This window comes from Thalassovita sp. ABM4_323, assembly GCF_056158665.1.
In genome coordinates this window covers 2,436,543-2,454,566 of sequence record NZ_JBSWTS010000007.1, presented here as the reverse complement: position 1 = coordinate 2,454,566, position 18,024 = coordinate 2,436,543, and the positions used below count along the sequence as shown (strand labels likewise).

Below are 18,024 nucleotides of genomic sequence, written 5' to 3'. Positions count from 1 at the left end.
TACATCGCGGCCATGGAAAACACTCTTCATATCGTTGGCGGCGGCATGGCCGGGTCCGAGGCCGCATGGCAGGCCGCAAACATGGGCGTTCAGGTGGTCATCCACGAAATGCGCCCGCAGGTCGAAACCTTTGCCCACCGCACCGGCAATCTGGCCGAGATGGTCTGCTCGAACTCGTTCCGCTCGGATGACAGCGAACAGAATGCCGTGGGTCTGTTGCACTGGGAAATGCGCGCCGCGAACGGGCTGATCATGCAGATGGCCGACCGTCATCGCCTGCCCGCGGGTGGTGCCTTGGCCGTTGACCGTGACCCGTTTTCCGAAAGCGTGACCCAAACCCTGATGGATCACCCCAATGTCCGTGTCGAATATGGCGAAATCACCGAGCTGCCCTCGGAAGGTCACTGGATTTTCGCCACTGGCCCCCTGACCTCGACCGCTTTGGGCGCTGCGATCCAAGCCGAAACCGGGTCCGAGCGTCTGGCCTTTTTCGACGCCATCGCCCCCATCGTCTATGCCGACAGCATCAACATGGACGTGGCCTGGCTGCAATCGCGCTATGACAAGGGCGAGACCGAGGAAGAGCGCAAAGCCTACTTGAATTGCCCGATGACCAAGGACCAGTACGAGGCCTTTATTGATGCCCTGCTGGCCGCCGACAAAACCGAATTCCACGAGGGCGAGACCGCCGGCTATTTCGATGGCTGCCTGCCGATCGAAGTCATGGCCGAACGCGGACGCGAAACCCTGCGCCACGGCCCGATGAAACCTGTTGGCCTGACCAACGCCCATGCCCCCGAAAACAAGGCCTATGCCGTGGTGCAGCTGCGCCGCGATAATGCATTAGGAACGCTGTATAACATCGTGGGTTTCCAGACAAAAATGAAATATGGCGCCCAGACCGAAGTGTTCAAAATGATCCCCGGCCTGGAGGATGCCAGCTTTGCCCGCCTGGGCGGCATTCATCGCAATACATTTCTGAATTCGCCCACTCTGCTGGACGACCAGATGCGCCTGCGAAGCCGCCCAAACATCCGCTTTGCCGGTCAGGTGACAGGGGTCGAGGGCTATGTGGAATCTGCCGCGATGGGCTTACTGGCTGGACGTTTGGCGGCGGCCGAGATCCTGGGCAAACCGCTGGACACGGCCCCGCAGGACACCGCGATGGGTGCTCTGATCCACCACATCACCGGCGGCGCCGAGGCCAAGACCTTTCAGCCGATGAACGTGAATTTCGGCCTGTTCCGACCCGTGGACGGGCTGAAGGGTGGACGCCGCGGCCGCAAGGATCGTTACAAAGCCTACACAGATCGCGCCAAAGAGGTGTTCAATCAATGGCTTGAAGGTCAAAGCTAAACCATGATCACCCGGTTCGCTCCTAGCCCGACCGGGCCGCTGCATCTGGGCCACGCCTACTCGGCCCTGTTGGCGTATGACATGGCGCGCGCCCAAGGTGGGACATTCCTGCTGCGGATCGAGGACATTGACCAAACCCGTGCCCGCCCGCATTGGGAAGAGCAGATTTACGAGGATTTAACCTGGCTTGGCATAACCTGGGACGCGCCGCCAATGCGGCAGTCTGACCGAACAAATGCCTATCGCGCGGCGCTGCAATCAATGTGGGAACAGGATCTGCTCTACCCGTGCAGCTGCAATCGTCGGGATATACTGGCCGCTGCCTCGGCGCCACAGGAAGGGGCGGAACCGGCCTATGGACCCGATGGTTTGATCTATCCGGGCACCTGTCGGCACAAACAAATCGCGGGCGCGTTCCCGATGGATACCCCTGACGCGTTGCGGATCAATCTGGATATGGCGCTTGGACGGCTTGATCGCGACGACACGTTGTCTTTCGAAGAAACGGGCGACGTCACCCAGAACGAGCCCACGCGAATCCACTTCCGCCCCGACGACCTGAAAACTCAGGTGGGCGATTTCATCGTCTCGCGCCGTGAGTTCCTGGGCTCGTATCACCTGAGTGTCGTTCTGGACGACGCGGCCCAAGGGATCACCCATGTGATCCGTGGCCGTGACATCTTTGAGGCGACCAATATTCACGTGTTTTTACAAGCACTTCTGGGCCTAACGACCCCGATCTACAACCATCACCGCCTGATCCGGGACGAGCACGGCAAGCGCCTGGCCAAACGGGACGATGCCCGCGCCATTGCGAAATACCGGGCGGCGGGGGCCTCGCCTGCGGATATTCGTGAAATGGTCGGGCTGACCTAGAGTTCAGGCGCCATCAGTTCGACCTCTTCCCCGTCCCGAACGGCCGTATAAAAACAACTGCGCCGATTGGTGTGGCAGGCCGGACCAGTCTGATTGACCATCACCAACAGACAGTCGCGATCGCAATCCAGACGGAAATCCACCAGTTCCTGAACGTGGCCGCTGCTCTCGCCTTTGACCCAGAACGCCTGCCGAGAGCGGCTCCAATAGGTCACTTTGCCTGTCTCTAGCGTACGCGCCACAAATTCGGCATTCATCCAGGCCATCATCAGAATTTCGCCCGTCTCATGATCCTGCGCGATCGCCGGGATCAGACCTTTGTCATCGTACTTCAGCGTGGCAGGGGTGAAAGACATCGCGAAAAACCTTTTGCATCTTAGGATTGCCCCCTATTTATGGGAGGGAACAACAAAGGAAAAGCCATGAGCGGCGAAACCGACCTGATCAAGCTGTATTCCGAGCGCATTCTGGCGTTGGCGGCAGACATGCCCAATGATGAACGGCTGGAAAATCCAGATGCGACAATCAAGAAGCGTTCCCCGCTGTGCGGTTCGACTGTCACGGTGGATATCACGGTCAAGGACGGTCGAATCGATCATTATGGCCAGGACGTGAAAGCCTGCGCTTTGGGACAGGCGGCGGCCTCGGTCGTCGGGGCCGCTGCGCCAGGATGCACGCGCGAGCAGATCGAAACGGCACGGGATCAGTTGAAGGCGCTGCTAAAATCTGACGGCCCGACACCCGACGCCCCCTTTGCCGAATTCGAGGTCTTGCGCCCCGCACGCGAGTATAAAAATCGCCACGCCTCGATCATGCTGGCGATCGAAGCGACGCTGGAAGCCATGGACAAAGCGGCCGAAAGCGCCTGCGCCTGATCGCAGTCCCGGAACAAAAAAACCGCCGCGCTTCGGGGACGAAGGCGGCGGTCAGTTTTTGCGTTTCCGCTGGGGATGGGCCGGTATACGAGAGAGGCAGTCTCGTGTGACTTAAGAACAGGCAGAAAGTCAGGCGCCAGGTTTGGGACAGGCGGCGCCGAGGCCGGGCCAAGGGCGGAACGCAGGCAGAAACTCAGACAAGGCTGGGCAGGTGCAACGCCACCACCGTCATCACGACCAGCGCAGCCATGCCCAACGTATCCGACAGCAAAGTGTCTTCGGCGCGGGTGATGATATCAGCGATCTGACGCAACATGATGGCAACTCCTTGTTAACCTTTGTTGCTCTTTTGTTCTCATATTGCGCGACGTCAGGCAAGAACTTTTTGGGAACATTTGCGAACTAAAGGTAAATTTTTCGATTGATCAGATCTAACCTACTGAAATCAAACGAATTGCCTCGTCCTGCCCCATCAGCCACAATAGAACGCGCGCAGCCTGCCCCCGATCAGAGCTCAGATCAGGATCCTGTGCCAACAGCGCCCTGGCATCGGTTTGAGCGGTTTGCATCAGGGCCGTTTGCGATTCCATGTCGGCCACCCGGAACCTGGGCAGCCCGGATTGCGCCGTCCCGATCAGATCGCCAGCACCGCGCATTTCCAGATCGACCTCGGAAATCCTGAACCCATCCTCGGTGTCCCGCAAGGTCGTCAGACGGCGTTGCCCACCTTCGGACAACGGGGCCTCGTACATCAGCAAGCAGGTCAATTCCGCGCTGCCACGCCCTACCCGCCCCCGCAATTGGTGCAGTTGCGCCAGCCCGAAAATCTCGGCCCGCTCAATCACCATGATCGACGCATTCGGCACGTTTACACCCACTTCGATAACGGTGGTCGCGACCAGGACCTGCGTACGCCCGGCAACAAAATCCGCCATCGCCGCATCTTTTTCAGCTGGCGGCATCTGACCATGCACGAGGCCGACATGCCCTTCGCCGAATGCGGCGCGCAGATGTTTAAACCGCTCTTCCGCAGCGGTCAGATTCACGATTTCGCTCTCTTCGACCAGTGGGCACACCCAATAGGCCTGCCTCCCTTCAGAGATGGCCCGACGCAGGTGATCCACCACCTCGTCCATGCGCCCGGTCGAGACCATCGCTGTTTTGATCGGCTTGCGCCCGGGTGGCTTTTCATCCAGCACCGAGACATCCATATCGCCATACTGCGCAAGCGCCAGAGAACGCGGTATCGGCGTGGCCGTCATCACCAACACATCCGCCTGCGCGCCCTTTTTGCCCAGCTCCAGCCGCTGACGAACACCAAAGCGGTGTTGTTCATCGACCACAGCCAGCCGCAAATCGTGAAAACTCACATCCTTCTGGAACACAGCATGGGTGCCAACCAACATATGAATCTCGCCCCGCTCGAGCGCTTCAAGTTTGGCCCGACGGGCCGCACCTTTGTCGCGTCCGGTCAGCAATTCGAGCACCACACCTGCCTGATCCGCCAGCGGGCGCAGGCCCTCCAGATGTTGGCGCGCAAGGATCTCGGTCGGAGCCATCATCACCCCCTGGCCACCGGCCTCGACCGCAACCAACAGCGCCATGAACGCCACCAGAGTTTTCCCCGCGCCGACATCCCCTTGCAACAAACGATTCATGCGGATGGGCGCGGCCATATCGGCCTCGATCTCTGCAATGGCGCGCAGCTGAGCACCCGTCGGACGATACGGTAACGCGGTCAGAACCCGCGCTTTCAATGCGCCTGGCGCCTTCGTTTGACGCCCCTTCGAGCGCCGAAGCTTGGAACGCGCCAGCGCCAATGTCAGCTGATGCGCCATGAACTCGTCATAGGCCAATCGCTGCCGCGCCGGGGCGGACTGCGACAAATCCGCGGGGTTCTCTGGGTGATGCGCCTGCTGGATTGCGGCAGCCCAATCGGGCCAATTCTCCTGAGTTTTCTGTTGTGAATCAATCCATTCTGGCAAATCCGGCACACGGCCCAATGCGCCGGACACCGCCTTGGTCATTTGTTTCTGAGTGACCCCAGATGTCAGCGGGTAGGTGGGTTCAAAGGCAGGAATATCCGCAGCTTGCTCGACCGGCAGGACATGATCGGGATGCACCATCTGCGCGCCCCCGTCGAACATCTCGACCTTCCCCGAAACAACACGCCGTGCACCGACGGGCAGAATTTTGGTCAGATAATCTGCGCGCGCGTGAAAGAACACCAATTGAAATGCCGTTTGGGAATCTTCAACCTGAATGCGGTAGGCCCCCCCTCGGGAGCGGGGCGGAGCATGCGCCCCCACAGTGATTTCAACCGTCAACACCGCGGGCAAGACCGCCCCCCGCACGCTGGGACGCACGGATCGATCGACCCCCGAGAATGGAAGCGTGAACAGCAAATCCCGCGGTCGAGTGATCGCGAGATTGCCAAGATTTTGCGCGCTTTTTGGGCCGACACCAGGCAGCGTTTCAAGCGCGGCAAACAGTGGAAAAAGAGACTCTGGCCGACTGCTCATGTGTCCCCGATCAAGGCTAGCCAATCCTCTTCATTCATGACCTGAATCCCCAGTTCAAGGGCTTTCTTCTCTTTTGAACCAGCGCCTGGTCCCGCGACCAGAATGTCTGTTTTCTTGCTCACGGATCCGGACACTTTCGCACCCAAAAACTCGGCACGCGCCTTGGCCTCGGCGCGGGTCATTTTCTCTAGTTTACCTGTAAAAACAACAGTTTGCCCAGTTACCGGACTGCCAGAATCAGTGGGCTGCTCGACCTCTTCAATGTCCAATTGCGCCACAAGCGCATCGATGCTGGCGCGTTCATTTTCCTGCGCAAACACTGTCACCAACGAGCGTGCCATAACTTCACCCACGCCATCAATGCTCAGCAAATCCTCCCAATCGGGGCCCGTGAAAGCCGCCGCATTCTGCATCGCTGTTTCGAACACATCCCAACGCCCATAGTGGCGAGCAATCAGTCCGCTCGCGGCCTCGCCAACATGGCGAATACCCAGCGCGAACAATGCGCGCGAGAACGAGATTTTTCGTTTTCGATCTATCGCCAGAAAAAGGTTGGTCGCGCTTTTCTCACCCCATCCTTCACGGTTTTTCAACTGCTGCATCCCAGAGCCGAACCTGTCGCGCAGGGTAAAAATGTCCGCCGGGACCTTGATCCAGCCATCTTTGTAGAACTGCTCGACCTGCTTGGCCCCCAAACCTTCGATATCAAAGGCGCTACGACTGACGAAATGCTTCAGCTTTTCAACGGCTTGCGCAGGGCATATGATACCCCCCGAGCAACGACGAACCGCGTCTCCTTCTTCGCGAATGGCCGCGCTGTCGCATTCGGGACACCGGGTCGGGAACGCAAACTCAACAGCATCGTCCGCCCGTTTCGTCAAATCCACATCGGCAACTTTTGGAATCACATCGCCAGCGCGATAGACCTGAACCCAGTCCCCAATTCGGATGTCTTTGCCATCGCGGATCTCGTGCCCTTTGGAGTCCCGACCCGCAATATAATCTTCATTGTGCAGCGTTGCATTGCTGACGACCACGCCCCCAACTGTGACCGGCTGCAAGCGCGCGACCGGAGACAATGCCCCCGTGCGCCCAACCTGGATATCAATCCCTTCTAGCCGCGTCCAAGCAAGCTCGGCCGGGAACTTATGCGCAATCGCCCATCGCGGTGTTGTTGAGCGAAAGCCCAATCGTTTTTGCAAATCCAGATCATCGACTTTGTAAACCACCCCGTCGATGTCATATCCAAGGGTCGCACGCTGTTGTTCGATCATGCGATAATGCGCCAACATTTCGGCGATCGACGCGCAATACTTGGTCAGTTCGTTAACCTGAAACCCTAGTGCTTTCAGACGCTTTACAGCTTCCATCTGCGTTTTTGCGAGAGGCGCGGACACTTCCCCCCAGCTATAAGCAAAGAACCGCAATGGCCTGGAGCGCGTAACCTCTGAATCCAGTTGCCGGAGAGAACCGGCCGCCGCATTCCGTGGATTGGCAAATTCTTTCTCGCGGTTTTTCAGTTGCCGCTGGTTCAGCCGCTCAAAATCCGAGTGAAGCATATAGACTTCGCCTCGAACCTCCAAAATCTCGGGTGCATCCGTTAGTTCCTGAGGAATATCCGTGATCGTACGGGCATTTTCGGTAACGTTCTCGCCCGTTTCACCATCGCCGCGTGTGGCCGCTTGAACGAGTTGCCCATGCTCATATCGCAATGACAAGCTTAATCCATCGATTTTCGGCTCCGCCGTATAGCTGACACTGCCAGGTTCCTGCCCAAGATAGTTGCAGATAAAATTGTCAAATTCGGAAACATCCTCCTCGTCGAAGGCATTCCCCAAAGACATCATCCGAACCGCATGTTTGAGCTTGCCAAACCCCTCGGCGATTGGCGCCCCCACCTGTTCCGTTGGGCTATCTTCGCGCTTCAACCGCGGGAAACGCTTCTCGATCTGACGATTTCTCTGTTTCAGCGTGTCATAGTCGGCATCCGAAATTTGGGGGGTATCATGCGTGTGATACGCCGCATTTGCGGCGGCAATAAGCTGAGACAAGCGCGCAAGTTCTTCGCGCGCTTCTTCCTCTGTTAGGTTTTCGATAGCGATTTTTGCGGTCACGGACCCATCCCAATGTCTTTTGCAAAGTGATAGGGCCGACGGGCGCTAAGGTCCAGTCTTGGAACCGGGTGTGATCTGGGACTTATTCTTCAGGCACCGATGGCAAGCTTGTCTTCATTCAGTCCGACCGGGTTGGGATCCCGCAGGACATAGCCGCGCCCCCACACCGTTTCGATGTAATTTTCGCCATCCGTAGCCTGGCTCAGTTTTTTTCGCAGCTTGCAAATGAACACATCAATGATTTTGAGCTCAGGCTCATCCATCCCACCATATAAGTGATTGAGGAACATTTCCTTGGTCAGCGTTGTCCCCTTGCGCAGGCTCAGCAACTCTAGCATCTGGTATTCCTTGCCGGTCAAATGCACGGTGTTGCCACCGACATCGACCGTCTTGGCATCCAGGTTAACATTCACCTTGCCGGTGCGGATAACCGATTGCGAATGCCCTTTCGAGCGGCGGATAATCGCGTGAATGCGCGCGACCAGCTCGTCTCGGTGGAAGGGCTTGGTCAGATAGTCATCGGCACCGAACCCGAAGCCTTTGATCTTGTTATCCGTATCATCCGAGCCCGACAGAATCAGAATTGGCGTATCCACCCGGGCCAACCGCAATTGACGCAGCACTTCGTGCCCATGCATGTCCGGCAGTCCCAGGTCCAAAAGGATCAAATCGTAATCATAAAGTTTGGCCAGATCGATGCCTTCTTCGCCCAAATCGGTGGAATAGACATTCAGATTGGCGTGCGTCAGCATCATCTCGATGCTTTTGGAGGTCGTCGGGTCATCTTCAACTAACAGCACACGCATGAATTTGTTCTCCGCAATTCGCTTGTCATTTGCGTTAACCGTCGCGAATAAAGGTTAATCACCCGTTACCGCCGAAGAACAAATAGCATACTATCGCTAAAGTTGTCTATACTTTTGCAAGGCTGTGGCTTTGAGCGCAGACTCGCCATGAGACGCAATCAATTGACACCACTCCATAAATTCCTCGTCGCTGAGCCCATAGCGTTGCAATGCGGCGTCTTTGCTGATTAAGCCATATAAAACACCGCGTACAACCGCGGCCTTTCGGCTGGCCACCCATCTTCGCGTGTTCTGGGGCGGCAGATCGGCCTGCGTCATCACCCGCCCATCCGGCAGCGTGACTGCACGCTCTCCATCAACTTTCTTCAGGTACATCACGGTAATCCTCGCTCTTTGAAACAAGGATCGGGCGGCGTGTTTAACAGGATATGAAACCGGGGCTTGAGAGTAGTTAGGATTTTCCTATATTCTCGCAGACTTTCATGGGAACGCGCATCATGCTGGACGAGACGACAAAACTGAATTCGCTGGGCTTTGCCAAACCGCCGTCGGAAACGCGGGTGGTTGTGGCCATGTCGGGCGGCGTAGACAGCTCGGTCGTGGCTGCGATGCTGGCCGAGGAAGGCTATGATGTGGTTGGTGTGACGTTGCAGCTGTATGATCATGGTGCGGCGCTGGCGAAAAAGGGCGCCTGTTGCGCGGGGATCGACATCCACGACGCGCGTCGTGTGGCCGAGGAAATGGGCTTCCCTCATTACGTGCTGGACTATGAAAACATCTTTCAAGAGGCGGTGATCGATGAATTCGCCGACAGCTATCTTGGTGGCGCGACCCCAGTGCCCTGCATCCGCTGCAACGAGCGGGTGAAGTTCAAGGACCTGCTGGAAACTGCCAAGGACCTGGAGGCCGACTGCATGGCCACCGGCCATTATATCCAGCGCATGATGGGCCCCAATGGCCCCGAGCTGCACTGCGCCACGGATGCCAATCGCGACCAGAGCTATTTCCTGTTCTCAACCACGCCGGAACAGCTGGAATTTTTGCGTTTTCCGCTGGGGCACCTGCCCTCGAAGGATGCCACACGCGAGTTGGCGGCCAAATACGGGTTGGCCGTGGCCGATAAACCCGACAGTCAGGACATCTGTTTTGTGCCCAATGGCAACTATGCCAGCGTCATCGAAAAACTGCGCCCCGGTGCGGCGGAACCCGGCCAGATCGTCCACGCAGATGGGCGCGTGCTGGGCGAGCATAGCGGCGTGATCCACTATACCATCGGTCAACGCCGCGGCCTGGGCATTGGTGGCCTGTCCGAGCCTCTCTACGTGGTCAAACTGGATGTCGAGAACAAACAGGTCGTTGTCGGCCCCAAAGAGCTGCTGTCGACCCGCACCGTGCCCGTGCGCGAAATCAACTGGCTGGGCGATGAGCCCTTCACCTCGCAAAAGGAATGGCATGTGTCGGTTAAAATCCGCTCGACCCGCCCCCCGCGCGAGGCGATCATCCGCCCCCTGTCCGACACCACGGCCGAGGTCGAACTGCTGACCGCCGAAGAGGGCGTTTCCCCCGGTCAGGCCTGCGTGTTCTATGAAACGACGGGCTCGCAAATCCTGGGCGGCGGCTGGATCTGGAAGGGTTAACCGCCCGGCATCGCGCTGCGCACGGTCTTTTCCGCATAGGCGGCCAGGCTCTTACGATTGGGGAAATCATCCACCCGAACGGGGGGGTGATACACCACCCTGACCGCGCCCTGACGCGGATTGGCCAGTACCTTCAAAAGGTGCGAGCCAAAGTCCATTTCGCCCCACCAACCGTAATATCGAGGGTCCTCTCCCTTGCGCGGAATATAGATCACCGTGGCGGGCTGAATGTGCATCTCATGCCTCAGGTGATCCGTGAAGAACGCCTGAAAAAGCGTTGATTTAAAAGGCAAAACAACGATTCCGTCGGTCGAGGTACCCTCGGGAAAAAACAGCAATTTGTGACCGGCCAACAGGCGGCTCTCAAAGATCTCTTGCTGGGCTTTTGCCTCTTTGCGGTCGCGCCGAATGAACACCGTTCCGGTGGCGCGGGCCAACCAACCGATACCTGGCCAGCTGGCGACCTCGGCCTTGGACACAAAGTAGATCCGTTTGCGCGCGTTCAGCGTGAAAATGTCCAGCCACGAGGAATGGTTCGCCACAACCGCCCCGCGTTCCCGCATCACGTCGCCAATCGTTTCAAATCGAAACCCCATGATCCGAAAGGCATTCCGGCACACGAACTGAGTGATATGCGGCGTCACCGGGCGATGCAGACCGAAGATCGGGCGTTCGATCAGGCGCACCAACAGAAGGATCAGCAAGCCGCCAAAGACCAGAATGGCCAGCGGAATCCCACGCGCCAACGCGCGCACCCAGCCAACGAAACCAATCGGTTGCCGCGCAGGTTCGGGCGGCATGTCCCATTCCAGGCTCACTCCGCGATCCCCTTGGTATAAATACTGCGCTGTTTCGCGTTCAGTTTCTCGGTATCCATGATCAGACAGACGTCAATCGTGTTAAAGTCCCGATCAATATAGGCGCCCTGCCCGACCACACCACCCAGACGCAGATAGGCCTTGATCAGCGCGGGCACGGCCAGCATCGCCGCTTTGCGATCCAACTGGTCCTTTGGCAACAGATCCATCGAGGTACAACTGCCCGGCTTGACCGTCGCCCGCAAGGGTTCAGGCGCCAGGTGGTTGTGATGCAGCATCGACAGAGGTTGCGCCAGGTCCTGCGGGTCGATCCCGTGAAAACTGGCCACGCCGAACAGGATTTCTACTTCATGTTCAAAGACATAAGCGGCCAGCGCGTTCCAAAGGTGGAACATTGCCGCGCCACCGCGATAGTCCGCATGCAGACAGGATCGCCCCAACTCCAGCAGCTTGCGCCCACTGTTTTTTAACGGTGTCAGATCATATTCGTCTTCTGAATAAAACTGCCCGATCTTCGCGGCCTGATCGTCTCGCAACAGCCGGTAAACGCCGATCACCTGTTCGTCCAGAGCATCCGAGCGCGCGGTATCCAGCAGGATCAGGTGATTGAAAAAAGGGTCGAACTGGTCGATCTCGCGCCGATTTTCATGATCGACCATCTCGCCACCGGCCCCCAATTCGGCCACGAAAACCTCGTAGCGCAGGCGCTGCGCGGCCTTCAACTCGGCCTCGGATTCGGCAAGTTTTACAACGAATTGCGGTTCGGTCTGCGTCATGTCACTAAGTCCAGGCAAGCTCTGAGCGCTTTTAGGAAAGGCAGGTGCGAAAATCAATGATCCGCATCAAGCCTTTACTAAACCTTAGCGGGTGTTAGGGTTTCATTAACCCTTATTGGTCATCAAACACGGGTATCAAATGGATGCGAGAGCCATCAATGACGACTTTGCCCGCTTCGGGGAAGTTCACGGTGATTTTGCCGTGAATATTGGACTGAACCTGGCCCGTGCCCCAATCGGGTTGCGTGGGATGTTGCACCCGCATGCCGGGCTCCAGAAAGCTGTTCAAATCGTCCATGTGGGGGCTCTTGTATGAAGGAGGTCAATTTGCCCTACGATAACCTTGATCTAAGCGCTTTGATAGGGTCGCGCGTCTGCCATGACCTGATCAGTCCCATCGGTGCGATCGGCAACGGGCTGGAACTGTTACAGATGGGCCAGCCCGACACCCCCGAGATGCAGCTGATCGCGCAAAGCGTGCAAAACGCCACCGCGCGTGTGAAATTCTTCCGCATTGCCTTTGGCAAGGCGGCGCCGGATCAACAGGTGAATATGGGTGAAGCTTGGTCGATCCTGCAGGATCTGTCGGGGGGTGGACGGATCAAGTACCAGCTGGACGCGGATACCGACCCGGATCGAGCAGGGCTGCAATCGGCCTTTCTGGCCGCGCTATGCCTGGAAACCGCCCTGCCCTTTGGCGGTGAAATCACCATGACTCATGCCCTGGGCGTGTGGCAGCTGACGTGTTCTGGGCGCAAAGTCAGCTTGACCGATGGTTTGTGGGCGCACCTGTCCGGCGAGACCACCGAGGCCGACGTGAAACCTTCGGAAGTCCAATTCCTGTTATTTCCTGCCAGCTTGGCTGCGCAAGGGCGCGCCGCCCAGGTTTCCAGAACCGAGACGACGCTGACCCTGCGGTTTTAGGGGCGCGTGGTGCCGTCGCCCTCGACCAGGTATTTGAAGCTGGTCAGCTGAGCCGCCCCGACCGGGCCGCGTGCGTGCATTTTGCCTGTGGCGATACCGATCTCGGCGCCCATGCCAAACTCACCGCCATCGGCGAACTGAGTCGAGGCATTGCGCATCAGAATCGCGCTGTCCAGACGTTCAAAGAACCGCTCGGCCACAGAGTCGTTTTCAGTGATCACGCAATCTGTGTGGCTGGAGCTAAACTGCCGGATATGGGCGATCGCGCCGTCCACGTCATCCACCACCTTGGCGGCAATGATTGAATCCAGATATTCCTTGCCCCAATCCTCGGCGCTGGCCTGAACCGAGCCATTCAGCCCCTCGGCGCGCACCTCGACCCCGGCCTTCATCAGCGCAGACACCAGATCAGCGCCCAGACCCTCCGCGATATCCTTGTAAATCAGCAGACATTCGGCCGCGCCACAGATCCCGGTCCGGCGGGTTTTCGCGTTCATCACCACGTCCAGCGCCTTTTTCGGATCGGCGTCCTTGTCCACGAAAATATGAACGATGCCTTCCAGATGCGCGAAAACCGGGACACGGGCCTCGCGTTGCACGAGGCCAACCAGACCCTTTCCGCCCCGAGGCACGATCACGTCTACATAGTCGGTCATGGTCAACAATTCCTGAACGGCGGCGCGATCCCGGGTCGGCACCAGCTGCACCGCGTCCTCGGGCAGGTTCGCGGACTTCAGCCCTTCGACCAGGCAGGCATGGATCGCGCCGGACGAATGGAAGCTTTCCGAACCGCCGCGCAGGATCACCGCATTGCCTGATTTCAGGCACAGCGCGCCCGCATCCGCCGTCACGTTCGGGCGACTTTCATAGATCACGCCGATCACGCCCAAGGGCGTGCGCACCCGGCGGATATGCAGCCCCGAGGGCATATCCCATTCCGCCAGAACCTCGCCCACCGGGTCGGCCTGTTCGGCCACGGCGCGCAGGCCGTTGACGATGCCCATGATGCGGTCTTCGTCCAGCATCAGGCGGTCCATCATGGCCGGGCTCAGCCCTTTTTCGCGGCCATAGTCCAGGTCCTTGGCGTTAGCTTCGATGATGGCGGCGCGGTTTTTCCAAACCGCATCAGCGGCGCCAATCAGCGCGGCGTGTTTCCGCTCAGCGCTGGCAAAGCCCAGCTCGGCGGCGGCGGCCTTGGCGCGCGCGCCCAGGTCCAGCATCATCTGGTGAATATCGGTTGCGTCTTTCATGTTCTGACCTCCGGTTCCCGTGTCAGTGTATCTTTGGTGGCGTCAAAGCGCCATGTCATCACGATGGATCAAGGCCCCGCGGCCCGAATAGCCCAGCAGATCCTCGATCTGCTCCAATCGGTGGCCCTTGATCTGGTCGGCCTCATCTGCCGTATAGCGGCTGAGACCCTGCCCAAGTTTGCGCCCATCTGGGCCCAGGATGGCCACGGGATCTCCGCGGCCAAAGGCTCCTTTGATGGTGCTGACACCCGCAGGCAGCAGGCTGTTTCCCTTGCCAAGCGCGGTCATCGCGCCCGCGTCAACGGTGATCTCTCCACGCGGTTTCATCGAATGAATCCAACGCTTTCGCGCCTGGTGCGGATCGCTTTGGGCCAGGAACCAAGTGGCATTCGCCCCCTGTTCCAGCGCCGCCAATGGCCGCATGACGGACCCTTCGGTGATCGCCATGGTGCAGCCGCCGGCGATGGCCATTTTGGCCGCCATCAGCTTGGTCACCATGCCGCCCTTGGACAGGCCCGAGACCCCTTCGCCAGCCATGGCCTCGATCTCAGGAGTGATGTTTTCGATCACGTCGAAACGCTGCGCATTGGCATCCTGCTGCGGGTTGGCCGAGTAAAACCCATCCACATCCGATAGCAAAATCAGCTGATCCGCGCCCACGGTCACGGCAACCTGCGCGGCCAGCCGATCATTATCGCCATAGCGGATTTCATCGGTCGCAACGGTGTCGTTTTCGTTCACGATCGGCACCACGCCCAGCCCGATCAGCTGGTTCAACGTGGCGCGCGTGTTCAGATAGCGGCGGCGGTTTTCGCTGTCCTCCAGCGTCACCAGAACCTGCCCGGTGGTGATGTCATAAGGGGTCAGCGCCTCTTGGTAAGCGCGAGCCAGACGGATCTGCCCGACCGCGGCGGCGGCCTGAGATTGCTCCAACGCCAAATCGCTTTGTGGCAGGTTCAACACCCGGCGCCCCAGCGCGATTGACCCCGAGGACACCAGGATCACGTCCTTGCCCTGCTCTTTCAGCCAGGCAACGTCAGCGGCCAGCGCCTTTAGCCAATCCTCGCGCAAAGCGCCACTGTCCCGGTCCACCAACAGGGCCGAGCCAATCTTGATCACAAGACGTTTGGCTGCGCTTAGGGATGCCACGCTTCGTCCTCGTCTTGCGATTTTTTCTGCCGAAGGCGATTGTCATCGATCTGCGCGCGCAGGGCCCGCAGCACATTATCCGTGCCTTCGCGCGAAACGCCCGACATCAACATAACGGCCCCACCGCTGGCGGTTTCCAGTTCCTCCTGCAAGAAGGCACGTTCCTCGTCATCCAGCGTGTCGATCTTGTTCAGCACGGTGATGCGCGGCTTCTCGGCCAGCTCGCCGCCATAGGCGGTGAGTTCACCGATGATCGTGTGATAATCCTCGATCAACGTGCCCGAGCTGCCATCAACCAGATGCAACAACACAGCGCAGCGTTCGACATGACCCAGGAACAGATCGCCCAGGCCGCGCCCTTCGGATGCGCCTTCGATCAGGCCAGGGATATCCGCGACAACGAATTCGACGCCATCAATGCCCACAACGCCCAGATTGGGGTGCAGCGTGGTGAAGGGATAATCCGCGATCTTGGGGCGCGCGTTCGACGTGGCCGCCAAGAAGGTGGATTTGCCCGCGTTCGGCATCCCCAACAGCCCCACATCCGCGATCAGTTTCAGACGCAGCCACAAGGTCCGTTCCACGCCTTCCTGACCCGGGTTGGACCGGCGCGGCGCCTGGTTGGTCGAGGATTTGAAATGCAGGTTGCCCCAACCACCATTGCCGCCCTTGGCCAGCAAGACACGCTGACCGACCTCGGTCATGTCGGCGATCACGGTTTCCTGGTCTTCGTCCAGCACCTCGGTACCCACAGGGACCTTCAGCACGATATCCTTGCCATCCGCCCCGGTGCGCTGGTTGCCCATGCCCGGACGGCCGTTATCGGCAAAGAAATGCTGCTGATAGCGAAAGTCGATCAGGGTGTTCAGCCCTTCGACAGCCTCGGCCCAGACGCTGCCGCCCGTGCCGCCATCGCCCCCATCGGGGCCGCCATATTCGATATACTTCTCGCGGCGGAAGCTGATACAGCCCCCTCCGCCCGAACCGGACCGGATATAGACCTTTGCGAGATCAAGAAATTTCATGGTCGTCTCCTAACGCAAAGGCCCGGTTGTCCGCAATCCGGTCTTTGCTCAATCCAGTTTTCGGCTATAGGTCCAGGTTTGAACCTTGCTGTTGCGCGCCACCGAGAAAGTCTCGGCGTCGCCCAGGTATTCAAAGCCACAATTCGTCAGCACACGGGCCGAGGCCGGGTTGTCCTGAAACACTTCGGCAAAGATGGTGGCGCAATTCTGCGGGTTGGCCTCGATCAAGGCAGTCACTGCTTGCGAGGCCAGACCGGTATTCCAGAAGGCCGGCGCAACCCAGTATCCGATCTCGGACTGGTTGCGGTCCATGCGATCCAGGGCGATCAGCCCCATCACTTCGCACGCACCCTGCTTGGTGCCATCGATGGCCCAGACATCCTCGGTGCGTTCGTCATGCATCGAGCGCGCGATCATCGCCTCGGTGGCACCAGGTGGCAGCGGGTGCGGGATCGAGCGCGTGTTCTTGGCCACGCGTTCGTCACCGCCATGCATTTCGATCAGGCCCATATCGGACTTACGCAAAGGGCGCAGGTCAAACCTGTCCGTCTCGATCACGGGCTGGTTGGTGATCTTGTCCAACATCATGTCAAATTCCTCCCAGAAAACATGGGGGTTTCACCCTGTTGAGCTTGGTGGCTGTCTCCTCCACAGCGGCCGAGCCAAGGTAAAACCGAATATTGTCAAACAGATGGCGTTCGAAACGCCAAAAACTAGGGGTATCGCAGATGACATTTGCGATAGGTCCAAGGATGCCCGCCCCGCGCGCCATGGTCTGGACGCGGCGAAGATCGGTCAGGTTGTCAATCAGTCCGGCAACGAACATGGGTTGCCTCCTTGAACGAGAAAGGGGACCGGCGGTTTGCCGATCCCCTTATGAACTTGTGCCCTTAAGGTCGGCTTACTCAGCGGCCTCCGCCACTGGCAGAACCGAAATAAAGGTACGGCCTTTCAGGCCCTTGTGGAAGGTCACTTTACCCTCTGCGGTTGCAAAGATGGTGTGATCCCGGCCCATGCCGACGTTTTCACCCGGCCACCACTTGGTGCCGCGCTGGCGCACGATGATGTTGCCAGGAATGGCGGCCTGGCCACCATACAGTTTTACGCCAAGGCGGCGACCAGCAGAGTCGCGACCGTTACGGGATGAGCCGCCAGCTTTCTTGTGTGCCATGAGTCGTTACTCCTTACTTAGCGGCCAGTTCTTTGGCCTGTTCCACCCAGCCTTCGCGCTCGATACGGCCTTTGAACGACAGTTTTTCGTCGAACTCGGCGATATCGGCTTCGGTCCAGGCTGCGATTTGGGCAAAGCTGGTGACGCCAGCGGCGTGCAGCTTCTTCTCCAGCGCCGGGCCAACACCCGACAGAGCCTTCAGATCGTCAGCGCCAGCAGCGGCCGGTGCGGCAGCAGCAGGAGCAGCAGCGGCCGGAGCGGAACCCGCGCCGATGGCTGCTTTCACGCCTGAGGCAGCAGCGCCCGAGGACAGAATGTCGGTGACCTTGATCAGCGTCAGTTGCTGACGGTGACCCTTGGTGCGCTTTGAGCTGTGCTTACGACGGCGCTTGACGAAGTTGATGACCTTATCACCTTTGATCTGATCCACGACCTCGGCCTGAACGCCAGCATCGTCAACCAGAGGTGCGCCCACGACGAGGTTGTCGCCGCCCAGCATCAGAATCTCGTTGAATTGGATAGTTTCACCTGCATCAGCAGCCAGTTTCTCAACGCGCAGAATATCGCCCGCTTGAACCTTGTACTGCTTGCCGCCGGTTTTTAGGACCGCAAACATTTGCTTTTCCTTCATTTTCCCGCGTTCTGTGGTCCCTGTTTCCAGGAGTTTACGGCCAGCGCCACCTCGAACTGCGCGTCATTTAAGACGTCATTAACAACAACACGGG

The 18,024-nt window shown here is 58.7% G+C and carries 21 protein-coding genes; 5 read left to right on the top strand and 16 right to left on the bottom strand.

Annotated features, from left to right (window positions below):
* Positions 1-12 precede the first annotated feature (12 nt).
* Together trmFO and gluQRS are read left to right on the top strand one after the other, a co-directional pair.
* Complete coding sequence (gene trmFO, locus ACXADQ_RS14580; protein ID WP_475322076.1) at positions 13-1,356, top strand: methylenetetrahydrofolate--tRNA-(uracil(54)-C(5))-methyltransferase (FADH(2)-oxidizing) TrmFO; 1,344 nt, start codon at positions 13-15, stop codon at positions 1,354-1,356.
* 3 nt (positions 1,357-1,359) lie between these two features.
* Positions 1,360-2,232 (top strand): tRNA glutamyl-Q(34) synthetase GluQRS, encoded by an 873-nt coding sequence (gene gluQRS, locus ACXADQ_RS14575; protein ID WP_475322074.1) that lies wholly within the window; start codon positions 1,360-1,362, stop codon positions 2,230-2,232.
* Here the strand turns inward: gluQRS and hisI are convergent.
* Positions 2,229-2,588, bottom strand: coding sequence for a phosphoribosyl-AMP cyclohydrolase (gene hisI / locus ACXADQ_RS14570; RefSeq protein ID WP_475322072.1), 360 nt, complete (start codon positions 2,586-2,588; stop codon positions 2,229-2,231). The genes gluQRS and hisI overlap by 4 nt on opposite strands.
* A 66-nt stretch (positions 2,589-2,654) precedes the next feature.
* On the opposite strand from hisI, the gene ACXADQ_RS14565 reads away from it, so the two are divergent.
* Positions 2,655-3,107 carry an iron-sulfur cluster assembly scaffold protein gene (locus tag ACXADQ_RS14565; RefSeq protein WP_475322069.1) on the top strand — a complete coding sequence of 151 codons (453 nt, stop codon included), beginning with the start codon at positions 2,655-2,657 and terminating at the stop codon, positions 3,105-3,107.
* A gap of 193 nt (positions 3,108-3,300) precedes the next feature.
* Here the strand turns inward: ACXADQ_RS14565 and ACXADQ_RS14560 are convergent, their stop codons facing one another.
* The 5 genes from ACXADQ_RS14560 to sciP all read right to left on the bottom strand — a co-directional run bounded on the left by ACXADQ_RS14560 (position 3,301) and on the right by sciP (position 8,924).
* A complete protein-coding gene (locus ACXADQ_RS14560; protein ID WP_475322067.1) occupies positions 3,301-3,423 on the bottom strand; it encodes a hypothetical protein in 123 nt (40 codons plus the stop codon).
* Between the two features lie 115 nt (positions 3,424-3,538).
* Positions 3,539-5,629 (bottom strand): ATP-dependent DNA helicase RecG, encoded by a 2,091-nt coding sequence (gene recG, locus ACXADQ_RS14555; protein ID WP_475322065.1) that lies wholly within the window; start codon positions 5,627-5,629, stop codon positions 3,539-3,541.
* Positions 5,626-7,743: an NAD-dependent DNA ligase LigA gene (gene ligA, locus ACXADQ_RS14550; RefSeq protein WP_475322063.1), complete on the bottom strand. Its 2,118-nt coding sequence runs from the start codon at positions 7,741-7,743 to the stop codon at positions 5,626-5,628. The genes recG and ligA overlap by 4 nt, the downstream gene beginning before the upstream one ends.
* A gap of 89 nt (positions 7,744-7,832) precedes the next feature.
* Positions 7,833-8,549, bottom strand: coding sequence for a response regulator transcription factor CtrA (gene ctrA, locus ACXADQ_RS14545; protein ID WP_475322059.1), 717 nt, complete (start codon positions 8,547-8,549; stop codon positions 7,833-7,835).
* A gap of 96 nt (positions 8,550-8,645) precedes the next feature.
* Positions 8,646-8,924 carry a CtrA inhibitor SciP gene (gene sciP / locus ACXADQ_RS14540; RefSeq protein WP_475322056.1) on the bottom strand — a complete coding sequence of 93 codons (279 nt, stop codon included), beginning with the start codon at positions 8,922-8,924 and terminating at the stop codon, positions 8,646-8,648.
* Between the two features lie 107 nt (positions 8,925-9,031).
* On the opposite strand from sciP, the gene mnmA reads away from it, so the two are divergent.
* Complete coding sequence (gene mnmA / locus ACXADQ_RS14535) at positions 9,032-10,186, top strand: tRNA 2-thiouridine(34) synthase MnmA (protein ID WP_475322052.1); 1,155 nt, start codon at positions 9,032-9,034, stop codon at positions 10,184-10,186.
* On the opposite strand, the gene olsA is transcribed toward mnmA, so the two are convergent.
* The 3 genes from olsA to ACXADQ_RS14520 form a co-directional block, all read right to left on the bottom strand.
* The gene (gene olsA, locus ACXADQ_RS14530) at positions 10,183-11,004 is read right to left on the bottom strand and encodes a lyso-ornithine lipid O-acyltransferase (protein WP_475322049.1); all 822 of its coding nucleotides are present in this window, start codon (positions 11,002-11,004) and stop codon (positions 10,183-10,185) included. The genes mnmA and olsA overlap by 4 nt on opposite strands.
* On the bottom strand, positions 11,001-11,780 hold the full coding sequence (gene olsB / locus ACXADQ_RS14525; RefSeq protein ID WP_475322047.1) for an L-ornithine N(alpha)-acyltransferase: 780 nt from the start codon (positions 11,778-11,780) through the stop codon (positions 11,001-11,003). Before olsB ends, olsA begins: the two co-directional genes overlap by 4 nt.
* Before the next feature lie 112 nt (positions 11,781-11,892).
* Complete coding sequence (locus tag ACXADQ_RS14520) at positions 11,893-12,078, bottom strand: DUF3553 domain-containing protein (RefSeq protein ID WP_475322044.1); 186 nt, start codon at positions 12,076-12,078, stop codon at positions 11,893-11,895.
* Between the two features lie 29 nt (positions 12,079-12,107).
* Between ACXADQ_RS14520 and ACXADQ_RS14515 the strand changes: the two genes are divergently transcribed.
* Positions 12,108-12,704 carry a histidine phosphotransferase family protein gene (locus ACXADQ_RS14515; protein ID WP_475322041.1) on the top strand — a complete coding sequence of 199 codons (597 nt, stop codon included), beginning with the start codon at positions 12,108-12,110 and terminating at the stop codon, positions 12,702-12,704.
* Here the strand turns inward: ACXADQ_RS14515 and ACXADQ_RS14510 are convergent.
* The 7 genes from ACXADQ_RS14510 to ACXADQ_RS14480 form a co-directional block, all read right to left on the bottom strand.
* Complete coding sequence (locus tag ACXADQ_RS14510) at positions 12,701-13,954, bottom strand: glutamate-5-semialdehyde dehydrogenase (RefSeq protein WP_475322039.1); 1,254 nt, start codon at positions 13,952-13,954, stop codon at positions 12,701-12,703. The genes ACXADQ_RS14515 and ACXADQ_RS14510 overlap by 4 nt on opposite strands.
* Before the next feature lie 42 nt (positions 13,955-13,996).
* On the bottom strand, positions 13,997-15,103 hold the full coding sequence (gene proB / locus ACXADQ_RS14505; protein ID WP_475322037.1) for a glutamate 5-kinase: 1,107 nt from the start codon (positions 15,101-15,103) through the stop codon (positions 13,997-13,999).
* Positions 15,091-16,128 carry a GTPase ObgE gene (obgE, locus tag ACXADQ_RS14500; protein ID WP_475322035.1) on the bottom strand — a complete coding sequence of 346 codons (1,038 nt, stop codon included), beginning with the start codon at positions 16,126-16,128 and terminating at the stop codon, positions 15,091-15,093. Before obgE ends, proB begins: the two co-directional genes overlap by 13 nt.
* A 48-nt stretch (positions 16,129-16,176) precedes the next feature.
* A complete protein-coding gene (locus ACXADQ_RS14495) occupies positions 16,177-16,716 on the bottom strand; it encodes a GNAT family N-acetyltransferase (RefSeq protein WP_475322032.1) in 540 nt (179 codons plus the stop codon).
* Position 16,717: 1 nt separating this feature from the next.
* On the bottom strand, positions 16,718-16,954 hold the full coding sequence (locus tag ACXADQ_RS14490) for a hypothetical protein (protein ID WP_475322030.1): 237 nt from the start codon (positions 16,952-16,954) through the stop codon (positions 16,718-16,720).
* A gap of 75 nt (positions 16,955-17,029) precedes the next feature.
* Positions 17,030-17,299, bottom strand: a complete 270-nt coding sequence (rpmA, locus tag ACXADQ_RS14485) for a 50S ribosomal protein L27 (RefSeq protein ID WP_475322028.1) — start codon at positions 17,297-17,299, stop codon at positions 17,030-17,032.
* 13 nt (positions 17,300-17,312) lie between these two features.
* Positions 17,313-17,915 carry a 50S ribosomal protein L21 gene (locus ACXADQ_RS14480; protein ID WP_475322025.1) on the bottom strand — a complete coding sequence of 201 codons (603 nt, stop codon included), beginning with the start codon at positions 17,913-17,915 and terminating at the stop codon, positions 17,313-17,315.
* Between the last annotated feature and the right edge of the window lie 109 nt (positions 17,916-18,024).

Excerpts from the sequence above, each read along its gene's own strand:
- trmFO (WP_475322076.1), top strand. The coding sequence starts at position 13 with ATGGAAAACACTCTTCATATCGTTGGCGGCGGCATGGCCGGGTCCGAG.
- gluQRS (WP_475322074.1), top strand. The coding sequence starts at position 1,360 with ATGATCACCCGGTTCGCTCCTAGCCCGACCGGGCCGCTGCATCTGGGC.
- hisI (WP_475322072.1), bottom strand. The coding sequence starts at position 2,588 with ATGTCTTTCACCCCTGCCACGCTGAAGTACGATGACAAAGGTCTGATC.
- ACXADQ_RS14565 (WP_475322069.1), top strand. The coding sequence starts at position 2,655 with ATGAGCGGCGAAACCGACCTGATCAAGCTGTATTCCGAGCGCATTCTG.
- ACXADQ_RS14560 (WP_475322067.1), bottom strand. The coding sequence starts at position 3,423 with ATGTTGCGTCAGATCGCTGATATCATCACCCGCGCCGAAGACACTTTG.
- recG (WP_475322065.1), bottom strand. The coding sequence starts at position 5,629 with ATGAGCAGTCGGCCAGAGTCTCTTTTTCCACTGTTTGCCGCGCTTGAA.
- ctrA (WP_475322059.1), bottom strand. The coding sequence starts at position 8,549 with ATGCGTGTGCTGTTAGTTGAAGATGACCCGACGACCTCCAAAAGCATC.
- sciP (WP_475322056.1), bottom strand. The coding sequence starts at position 8,924 with ATGTACCTGAAGAAAGTTGATGGAGAGCGTGCAGTCACGCTGCCGGAT.
- mnmA (WP_475322052.1), top strand. The coding sequence starts at position 9,032 with ATGGGAACGCGCATCATGCTGGACGAGACGACAAAACTGAATTCGCTG.
- olsB (WP_475322047.1), bottom strand. The coding sequence starts at position 11,780 with ATGACGCAGACCGAACCGCAATTCGTTGTAAAACTTGCCGAATCCGAG.
- ACXADQ_RS14520 (WP_475322044.1), bottom strand. The coding sequence starts at position 12,078 with ATGGACGATTTGAACAGCTTTCTGGAGCCCGGCATGCGGGTGCAACAT.
- ACXADQ_RS14510 (WP_475322039.1), bottom strand. The coding sequence starts at position 13,954 with ATGAAAGACGCAACCGATATTCACCAGATGATGCTGGACCTGGGCGCG.
- obgE (WP_475322035.1), bottom strand. The coding sequence starts at position 16,128 with ATGAAATTTCTTGATCTCGCAAAGGTCTATATCCGGTCCGGTTCGGGC.
- ACXADQ_RS14495 (WP_475322032.1), bottom strand. The coding sequence starts at position 16,716 with ATGATGTTGGACAAGATCACCAACCAGCCCGTGATCGAGACGGACAGG.
- ACXADQ_RS14490 (WP_475322030.1), bottom strand. The coding sequence starts at position 16,954 with ATGTTCGTTGCCGGACTGATTGACAACCTGACCGATCTTCGCCGCGTC.
- rpmA (WP_475322028.1), bottom strand. The coding sequence starts at position 17,299 with ATGGCACACAAGAAAGCTGGCGGCTCATCCCGTAACGGTCGCGACTCT.
- ACXADQ_RS14480 (WP_475322025.1), bottom strand. The coding sequence starts at position 17,915 with ATGTTTGCGGTCCTAAAAACCGGCGGCAAGCAGTACAAGGTTCAAGCG.